Origin of the sequence: Streptomyces sp. NPDC056160, assembly GCF_042268205.1 — a bacterium.
Lineage (GTDB): Bacteria > Actinomycetota > Actinomycetes > Streptomycetales > Streptomycetaceae > Streptomyces.
Map to the genome: position 1 here is coordinate 19,415 of NZ_JBHJUW010000122.1, position 8,080 is coordinate 27,494.

The 8,080-nt window shown below is 72.6% G+C and carries 7 protein-coding genes; 4 read left to right on the plus strand and 3 right to left on the minus strand.

Features of this window, described 5'->3' with window-relative positions; translation table 11 throughout:
• Positions 1 to 189: 189 nt before the first annotated feature.
• The gene (hutU, locus tag ACFC02_RS32635; protein ID WP_376365183.1) at positions 190 to 1,875 is read left to right on the plus strand and encodes a urocanate hydratase; all 1,686 of its coding nucleotides are present in this window, start codon (positions 190 to 192) and stop codon (positions 1,873 to 1,875) included.
• The gene (gene hutG, locus ACFC02_RS32640; protein WP_376365185.1) at positions 1,872 to 2,861 is read left to right on the plus strand and encodes a formimidoylglutamase; all 990 of its coding nucleotides are present in this window, start codon (positions 1,872 to 1,874) and stop codon (positions 2,859 to 2,861) included. The genes hutU and hutG overlap by 4 nt, the downstream gene beginning before the upstream one ends.
• A gap of 112 nt (positions 2,862 to 2,973) precedes the next feature.
• Here hutG and ACFC02_RS32645 read toward each other — a convergent pair whose 3' ends face one another.
• On the minus strand, positions 2,974 to 3,546 hold the full coding sequence (locus ACFC02_RS32645) for a HutD family protein (protein ID WP_376365187.1): 573 nt from the start codon (positions 3,544 to 3,546) through the stop codon (positions 2,974 to 2,976).
• A gap of 86 nt (positions 3,547 to 3,632) precedes the next feature.
• Entirely contained in the window at positions 3,633 to 4,694 is a 1,062-nt protein-coding gene (locus tag ACFC02_RS32650; RefSeq protein ID WP_376365189.1) for a GlxA family transcriptional regulator, read from the minus strand.
• A gap of 133 nt (positions 4,695 to 4,827) precedes the next feature.
• Here ACFC02_RS32650 and ACFC02_RS32655 point away from each other — a divergent pair, with 133 nt between their 5' ends.
• Positions 4,828 to 5,754 carry an NADP-dependent oxidoreductase gene (locus ACFC02_RS32655; protein ID WP_376365191.1) on the plus strand — a complete coding sequence of 309 codons (927 nt, stop codon included), beginning with the start codon at positions 4,828 to 4,830 and terminating at the stop codon, positions 5,752 to 5,754.
• 676 nt (positions 5,755 to 6,430) lie between these two features.
• Here ACFC02_RS32655 and ACFC02_RS32660 read toward each other — a convergent pair.
• The gene (locus ACFC02_RS32660) at positions 6,431 to 7,363 is read right to left on the minus strand and encodes an NADP-dependent oxidoreductase (RefSeq protein WP_376365193.1); all 933 of its coding nucleotides are present in this window, start codon (positions 7,361 to 7,363) and stop codon (positions 6,431 to 6,433) included.
• 86 nt (positions 7,364 to 7,449) lie between these two features.
• Here ACFC02_RS32660 and ACFC02_RS32665 point away from each other — a divergent pair, with 86 nt between their 5' ends.
• Entirely contained in the window at positions 7,450 to 7,830 is a 381-nt protein-coding gene (locus tag ACFC02_RS32665) for a winged helix-turn-helix transcriptional regulator (protein ID WP_376365195.1), read from the plus strand.
• Positions 7,831 to 8,080: the final 250 nt, after the last annotated feature.

Here is an 8,080-nt window from a genome sequence, read left to right on the forward strand (position 1 = left end):
CGGTCGTCCCGGGTGGGTGCCGCTCTTCTTGCGGACCCGCTCCCTGCGCACCGGACCACGGACGGACCGATACCGGGGGCGGAAGGAAGGGTCTCGGATCCGAGAAAGCCCGGCGGCGCCGCTGGTCCGGCGCCCGCCGTTGCCGTGTCATGGCGGGGCAACTGCTCCATCCCTCCGTAAGGAGTGCACATGACCAGCGTTCCCCCCGAGGCACCGGGCGTCGTCCGCGCCCCGCGTGGCACCGGACTCAACTGCCTCGGCTGGCAGCAGGAAGGCGCACTGCGGATGCTCATGAACAACCTCGACCCCGAGGTCGCCGAGCACCCCGAGGACCTCGTCGTCTACGGCGGCACCGGAAAGGCGGCGCGCGACCGGAAGGCGTACGACGCCATCGTCCGTACGCTGAAGACGCTGAAGGACGACGAGACGCTGCTGGTGCAGTCCGGCAAGCCCGTCGGGGTGATGCGGACCAGCGAGTGGGCGCCGCGCGTGCTGCTGGCCAACTCCAACCTGGTCGGCGACTGGGCCAACTGGGAGGAGTTCCGGTCGCTGGAGGCCCGAGGGCTCACGATGTACGGCCAGATGACGGCTGGTTCGTGGATCTACATCGGCAGCCAGGGCATCCTCCAGGGCACGTACGAGACGTTCGGCGCCGTCGCCCGCAAGAAGTTCGGGGGCAGCCTGGCCGGCACCGTCACCCTCACCGCCGGCCTCGGCGGTATGGGCGGCGCCCAGCCGTTGGCCGTCACCATGAACGACGGTGTGGCCATCTGCGTGGACTGCGACCCGACGCGCATCGAGCGCCGCATCGCCCACCGCTACCTCGACGTCGCCGCCGACGACCTCGACCACGCCCTCCGCCTCGCCGTCGAGGCCCGCGACGCCCGCAAGCCGCTCTCCATCGGTCTGCTCGGCAACGCCGCAGAGGTCTTCCCCGACCTGCTGGAGCGGGGCGCGCCCATCGACATCGTCACCGACCAGACCAGCGCCCACGACCCGCTGTCCTACCTCCCCGTCGGCGTGAGCGTGCAGGAGTGGCACGAGCAGGCCCGCGAGGATCCCGCCGGCTTCACCGAGCGTTCCCGTGCTTCCATGGCCAAGCACGTCGAGGCGATGGTCGGCTTCCTCGACGCCGGCGCCGAAGTCTTCGACTACGGCAACTCGATTCGCGACGAGGCCCGGAAGGCCGGCTACCAGCGGGCGTTCGACTTCCCGGGGTTCGTGCCGGCCCACATCCGGCCGCTGTTCGAGGAGGGCCTGGGCCCCTTCCGCTGGGCCGCCCTCTCGGGTGACCCGAAGGACATCGAGGCCACCGACAAGGCCATCATGGAGCTGTTCCCGGAGAACGAGCACCTGCACCGCTGGCTGAAGCTGGCCGGCGAGCGCGTGGCGTTCGAGGGTCTGCCCGCCCGCATCTGCTGGCTGGGCTACGGCGAGCGGCACCGCGCCGGTCTGCGTTTCAACGAGATGGTCGCCTCCGGCGAGCTGTCCGCCCCGGTCGCCATCGGCCGCGACCACCTCGACTCCGGCTCCGTGGCCTCGCCCTACCGCGAGACCGAGTCGATGCTCGACGGCTCCGACGCCATCGCCGACTGGCCGCTGCTCAACGCCCTGGTCAACACGTCGTCCGGTGCCTCCTGGGTCTCCATCCACCACGGCGGCGGCGTCGGCATGGGCCGCTCCATCCACGCCGGTCAGGTCTGCATCGCCGACGGCACCGAACTCGCGGCCCGCAAGCTCGCCCGCGTCCTGACCAACGACCCCGGCATGGGTGTCATCCGGCACGTCGACGCCGGCTACGAGCACGCCGCCTCGGTGGCCGAGGAGCGGGGCGTGCGCATCCCGATGACGGAGACCGAAGGCGGTGCGGCGTGAGCGCCGCGTTCACGCGGCAGGAAGCCCGGCACGTCCCCCCGGACGTGTGTGCCACTCCGTGGACCGGACGGGACGACGGCCCCGGCGCCGAGAACCTGCGCTGGCACAGGGCCGTTCACCTCGACCCGGAAGAGGCGGCACCGGGTGAGGTCGCCTTCGTCGGCTTCCGCAGTGACGAGGGCGTACGCCGCAACAAGGGCCGGCAGGGCGCCGCGAACGGCCCGGGCGCCCTGCGCCGCGCTCTGGCGTCGATGGCACTGCCGAAGCCGCTGCGGGCGCTGGACGCCGGTGACATCGAGGTCACCGGGAACGGGGAGGGCGTCCTGGAGGCAGGGCAGGAGCGCCTGGGGCGCGCGGTCGCCCCGCTCGTCGACCGCGGTCACCCGGTGATGGTGCTGGGCGGCGGCCACGAGGTGGCGTACGGCAGCTACCGGGGACTGCGGCAGACGCGTGCGCTGCGCGAGGGCGGCCGTCTCGGGGTACTGAACCTCGACGCGCACTTCGACCTGCGCGACGACGTCCGGCCCAGCTCCGGCACACCCTTCCTGCAGATCGCGCAGAGCGAGGAGCGGCACGGCCGGGAGTTCAACTACTGGGTGCTGGGCGTCAGCCAGCCCAGCAACACCCAGCGGCTGTTCGGCACCGCGGACAGGCTCGGCGTGCGCTGGCTGCCGGACACCGAGTGCGGGCTGCCGGACCTGGAGCGCGCCGAGAGGTTCGTCGACGACTTCCTCGCGAGCTGCGACATCGTGCACCTGAGCATCGACCTCGACGTGCTCCCCGCAGCGGTCGCACCGGGCGTCAGCGCGCCCGCTGCATACGGGGTGCCGATGGAAGTCGTCGAGCGGGTCTGCCACCGGGTGGCGGCCAGTGACAAGCTCGCGGTCTGCGACATCGCCGAGCTGAACCCGGAATTCGACGTGGACCAGCGCACGGCCCGCGCCGGCGCCCGCCTGATCCACCGGATGGCGACCACCCTGGCGTGACACCCCGCGGGCGCCGGCCCGGCCCGCCCCCCGAACCGGCCGCCAGGCCGTGCGAAGCGACGAGAGCCGCGGCCTGGCGGCCGCGGCTTCCTCTACGTGCACGCAGGCCAGGTCATCGGCCGGGCCTGGCCGCGAGGTCCACGACCGCCAGGACCCCGTCGACGCCGAAGCTGTCGCCCTCCCCCTCCCGAAGCAGTACCGCGTCGAGGCGACCGAGGCGGACGGAGGCATGCCGGAGCACGGCGGACCCGTCCAGGACGATCGCGAGAACGCCCGTCCCCGCGGCCGGCCGCACGGATGTGTCAGAGCGCACCACGCGGACCCGCGCCGTCATCTCGGCACGCCGTACCATCACGTTGAAGTCGACGATCGGCCCGCCGAGCAGACGGCACTCCGTGACCGCGTCGCCGGGGAAGGCGAACGGCTCGTACGGCGCGTCCACCTTGTGCGCGGCCCCGGCGACGGTGAGGGCCATGCCCGGTCCGTCGACGAGGGTGATGATCCGGTCGACTCCCGCGAACGCGGAGAACGGTCCGTCGCCCGCCACGTCGGCGACGCTGACCCGCCACAGGAAGTCCTCCGTCCCCGCGCCCTGCGGGTGGACTGCCACTTCCGAGGTCACGCCGCCGCCGTTCTTCCACGGCGCGGGCGTCCTGTCCTCGGCACGCAGGATCTGTGGTGCCATGTTGTCTCCTCCTGGGATCGAACTGCCAGAAACACACCGGCCGGGTGACGCCCGCGCAACCGCACGCGTCGCCGGACGTCGGCCGATCAGCATCGGACCGTCACGGCCACACGGGCTCCGGCGGGGTCGTCGGGGCCGAAGGTGCGGCGGTAGGCGGCGGGTGAGACTCCGAAGGCCGCTCTCATGTGGGCGCGCAGGGAGTTCGCGGAGCCGAAGCCGCAGCGGTGGGCGACCAGGCCGATCGACAGGTCGGTGGTCTCCAGCAACTGTTTGGCCAGTTCGAGGCGTTGCGCGGTGAGCCACTGCACGGGGGTCATGCCGACCTCGTCGCGAAAGCGGCGGGTGAAGGAGCGCAGGCTCATCCGGGCGTGTTCGGCGAGGCGGTTCAGGGAGAGGGGCTCGCCGAGGTGTTCCAGGGCCCAGGCGCGGGTGGCTGTGGTGGTGGCGACGGTGGGTTCGGGGACCGGGCGGTCGATGTACTGGGCCTGCCCGCCGTCGCGCCAGGGCGGTACGACGCACATGCGGGCGGCGCGGTTGGCGGCGGCGGCGCCGTGGTCGCGGCGGATCATGTGCAGGCACAGGTCGACGCCGGCGGCGACGCCCGCGGAGGTCAGGACGTCGCCGTCGTCGACGAAGAGGACGTCCTCGTCGACCTTCACGCGTGGGTAGGCGCGGCGGAACTCGGGGGCGAGGTTCCAGTGGGTGGTGGCGGGCCGCCCGTCGAGGAGGCCTGCCGCGGCCAGGACGTAGGAGCCGGTGCAGATGGACACCAGGCGGGTACCGGACCGGATCCGGGCGATGGCCGCGGTGACCTCGGGCGGCAGCGGACCGCCGCGGCCGAGCTCGGGCATGGCGTGCGTGGGCGGGACGATCACGGTGTCGGCGGCGGCCAGGGCCTCCGGGCCGGCCGCGGGCTGCACGGTGAACCCGGCGTCGCTGAGGACGGGGGCGCCGTCGGCGGTGCAGACGGTGACCTCGTACAGCGGGCGTCCGCCCCCGTCCAGGACACTGCCGAAGACCCGGGAGGGTATGCCGAGCTCGAAGGGCGGGACGCCGGGCAGGGCGAGGACCGCGATGCGGTGCGGTTCCGGTGCGTCGGCGAGCCGGTCGGCGCGGGGGTCGGTGCGTGGCGACTGCGTCTCGCTCATGGCCAGATCCTGTCACATAGTGGCCAAGCGGCCAACACCATGAAGGAGGCGGGTACCGGATCGTGGACGACGTCGCACCGGGAACGACCCGGGCGGCACATCCGATCGAGACGGAAAGAGCGAGGCGGACAGCATGCGTGCGGTGGTCGTGGAGCAGTGGGGCGGACCGGAGACGCTCGTCGAGCGTGAGGTGGCCCGGCCCGAGCCCGGACTGAACGAGGTCCTGGTCCGGGTCCACGCGGCCGGAGTGAACCCGGTGGACTTCAAGACCCGGGCCAGTGGGTCCCTGATCGAGTGGGGCGAGGTGCCGGCGGTCGGCTGGGACGTCTCCGGCACCGTCGAGGCCGTGGGACCGGGCGTGGGGGTGTTCCGTCCCGGCGACGAGGTCTACGGCATGCCGCTGTTCCCCCGCCAGGCCGGCGCCTACGCCGAGTACGTCGTCACCCCGGCCCGCCACCTGGCGCCCAAACCGGCGAACCTCACCCACGTCCAGGCGGCGGCGCTGCCGCTGGCCGCGCTGACCGCCTGGCAGGCCCTGGTGGACACCGCCGGCGTGCGCGCCGGTGAGCGGGTACTGATGCACGCGGCGGCCGGCGGGGTCGGCCACCTCGCCGTGCAGATCGCCAAGGCGCGCGGCGCGTACGTGGTCGGTACCGCCAGCGCCGGCAAGCACGACCTGCTTCGGGAACTGGGCGCGGACGAGGTGATCGACTACCGCGCGGTCCGGTTCGAGGATGCCGTCGAGGACGTGGATGTGGTGCTGGACGGGATCGGCGGCCAGACCGCCGAGCGCTCCCTGAAGGTGCTGCGGGCGGGCGGGCGGCTGGTCACCCTGCCCGGCCCGGACGACGTCCCGGCTGTCGTCCCCGAACACCTGCGGGCGGTGTGGATGCTGGTCGAGCCCGACCACCTCGGCCTGCGTGAGATCGCCGCCCTGGTGGAGCAAGGCGTGGTGAAGCCGGTGGTCGACACCGTCCTGCCGCTGGCCGAGGCCGCGAAGGCACACGAGATCGGTGAGCAGGGCCACACCACCGGGAAGATCGTCCTGACCGTGGGCTGACCCCCGCGGCGGGCGGCACGGGCCGAGGGAGGCGGACGGAGCCCGGGGACTTCTCCGGCGCCGGGGCTCTGCCGCGGCCGCACGCGGCTCAGGCAGTGGGCGCCTTGCGAGGAGCCGAGGCCCGCTCCGGGCACGAGGTGCCGGCGCAGGCCGCGGGACTGGAACGAGGCCGGGGCCCGGCAGCGACCGCGCGAGGTCCTGCTCGCCGAGCCGGACACGGTACGGAAACCGGACCGGTTTTGCTGTGTGGTCGATTCCTCGCCCCCCAGGGCGTCGAAAGGGGGCGCGCGACGGGCCCGTCGCCGGTCGGCCGAGGCGGGGCCGGATGGCTGGATGGCTGGATGGCTCCGGGCACCTACGTCCGACCACTGCGCCAACAGCCGGCCACGCCAGGTCCCGTCGTCCGTCTGCTGCCTGCCCGGCCCCACCCCTGGCCGCAGCGGCAGCGGCAGCGGCAGCGGCAGCGGCAGCCTACGGAAAAGCGATCACACGCCGCTCGGTCCAAGGTCCGCCGAACAGCCGGGAGAACCCCCCTCACCCGCCGGACACAAAGGGATCAGCGGCAGAACCCTCCGGTGGTACGGCCTCCGCACAGATCACCGCTGTCGGACCCCGGGCTCACCAGCCGTTCATCAGCAGGGCCTCGCCTCGCTCACCGGGAGGCCCCACGACGGGATCAGACGGTGAGGACGAGCTTGCCCCGGAGGTGACCGGCGTCGAGCAGCCGGTGCGCTTCGGCGGCGCGCTCGAAGGGGAACGTCTCCTGCACATGGACCCGGAGCCTGCCCTGTTCGACGAGTTCGACGAGACCTCGCAGGGCGACCGGATCGGGGTCGACCGCGATGCCGCTGAAGCGCATGCCGGCCGCCTCGTACCTGGCGATGAGCGCCGGATCCTCCTCGGCGACCGCCGTCACCAGGTGACCGCCGGGGCGGAGTACTTCGAGCGACCGCTCGACGGTGTCGCCGCCGATCGTGTCGAGCACGACGTCGATGTCGCGGACCGCCTCGGTGAAGTCGACCGCCGTGTAGTCGATCACCTCGTCGGCGCCGAACTCCTCGACGAACTTCCGCTTGCTCCCACTGGCGGTCGCGATCACGTGCGCGCCGAAAGCCTTCGCGATCTGGATCGCGACGTGGCCGACCCCGCCGCCACCGCCGTGGACCAGGACGCGGTCGCCCTCGCTCACGCCACCGAGGTCGACGAGCCCCTGCCACGCCGTCAGCCCGACGACCGGCAGTGCCGCCGCCTCGACGTGCGAGAGCGACGCCGGCTTGCGTGCCAGGTGCAACGCCGGCGCCGACACGAACTCGGCGTACGCACCCGCCGCCCGCGGGAACAGCGGCATCCCGAACACCTCGTCGCCGGGCCTGAACCTGTACGTCAGCGACCCCTCCTCGACCACGCCGCTGATGTCCCAGCCGAGGATGAACGGCGGCCGGCCGAGCAGCGGGGGGAACTCGCCGGCGCGCAGGAGCGCCTCCAGCGGGTTCAGCCCGATCGCCTTGACGCGGACGAGAACCTCTGTCGGGAGGGGCTGGGGCTCGGGCGCGTCCACGATGGTGAGCACCTCGGGACCGCCGAGTGTGTGCTGGGTGATGACTCGCATGACTCTCCTGGCTCGGAACCGGCTCGGAAGGGGGGAGAGAACCCAGGCTATGTTTCCGACAGGAACCAGCAGGTACCTTTGCCGCCATGAGCGGTTTCGGTCCCGGTGATCCCTTTCTCGCCGACTGTCCGGCGCGTCTGGCGGTCGAGCTGATCGCCGACAAGTGGACGGTGGTCGTGCTCTACGGCCTCAGCAAGGGCCCGGTGCGCCATGGCGAGTTGATCGAGCTGATCGGTGGCATCTCCCGCAAGATGCTCACCCAGACGCTCCGACGGCTCGCGTCGCACGGACTCGTCCGCCGCCACGCCTACGCCGAGGTGCCGCCCCGCGTCGAGTACGAACTCACACCGCTCGGGGCCACGCTGATCGATCCGATCCACATGCTGACCGAGTGGGCGAGGGCGAACGGCGACGCGGTCCTCGATGCGCTCGACGCCGGCCCCGAGCCGGTCACCCACAGCGGCTGAGGCCCCCGTACAAGCGTCTGACCGGTCTCGTCCGCCAGGCGTAGCCGCTACCGCCCCCGGCTGCAACGCACCTGCTCCGGAACCTGGTTGGGACGCATCCGTCCGATGCGACGACCGTCGGCCGCTCCCCGGCCGCCTCCCGGACAGCCCTGTGGGGCCCGGCCGCGAGGTCTCGGCCGGGCCCCCCAGGGCCGGGGGGCGGGGTGAGGTGACCAACGGTGTCAGGGGACCAACGGTGTGAGGTCACCAG

What these genes read in the sequence shown, in the direction of transcription:
- hutU (WP_376365183.1), top strand. Translation starts at nt 190, where the DNA reads ATGACCAGCGTTCCCCCCGAGGCACCGGGCGTCGTCCGCGCCCCGCGT.
- ACFC02_RS32645 (WP_376365187.1), bottom strand. Translation starts at nt 3,546, where the DNA reads ATGGCACCACAGATCCTGCGTGCCGAGGACAGGACGCCCGCGCCGTGG.
- ACFC02_RS32650 (WP_376365189.1), bottom strand. Translation starts at nt 4,694, where the DNA reads ATGAGCGAGACGCAGTCGCCACGCACCGACCCCCGCGCCGACCGGCTC.
- ACFC02_RS32655 (WP_376365191.1), top strand. Translation starts at nt 4,828, where the DNA reads ATGCGTGCGGTGGTCGTGGAGCAGTGGGGCGGACCGGAGACGCTCGTC.
- ACFC02_RS32660 (WP_376365193.1), bottom strand. Translation starts at nt 7,363, where the DNA reads ATGCGAGTCATCACCCAGCACACACTCGGCGGTCCCGAGGTGCTCACC.
- ACFC02_RS32665 (WP_376365195.1), top strand. Translation starts at nt 7,450, where the DNA reads ATGAGCGGTTTCGGTCCCGGTGATCCCTTTCTCGCCGACTGTCCGGCG.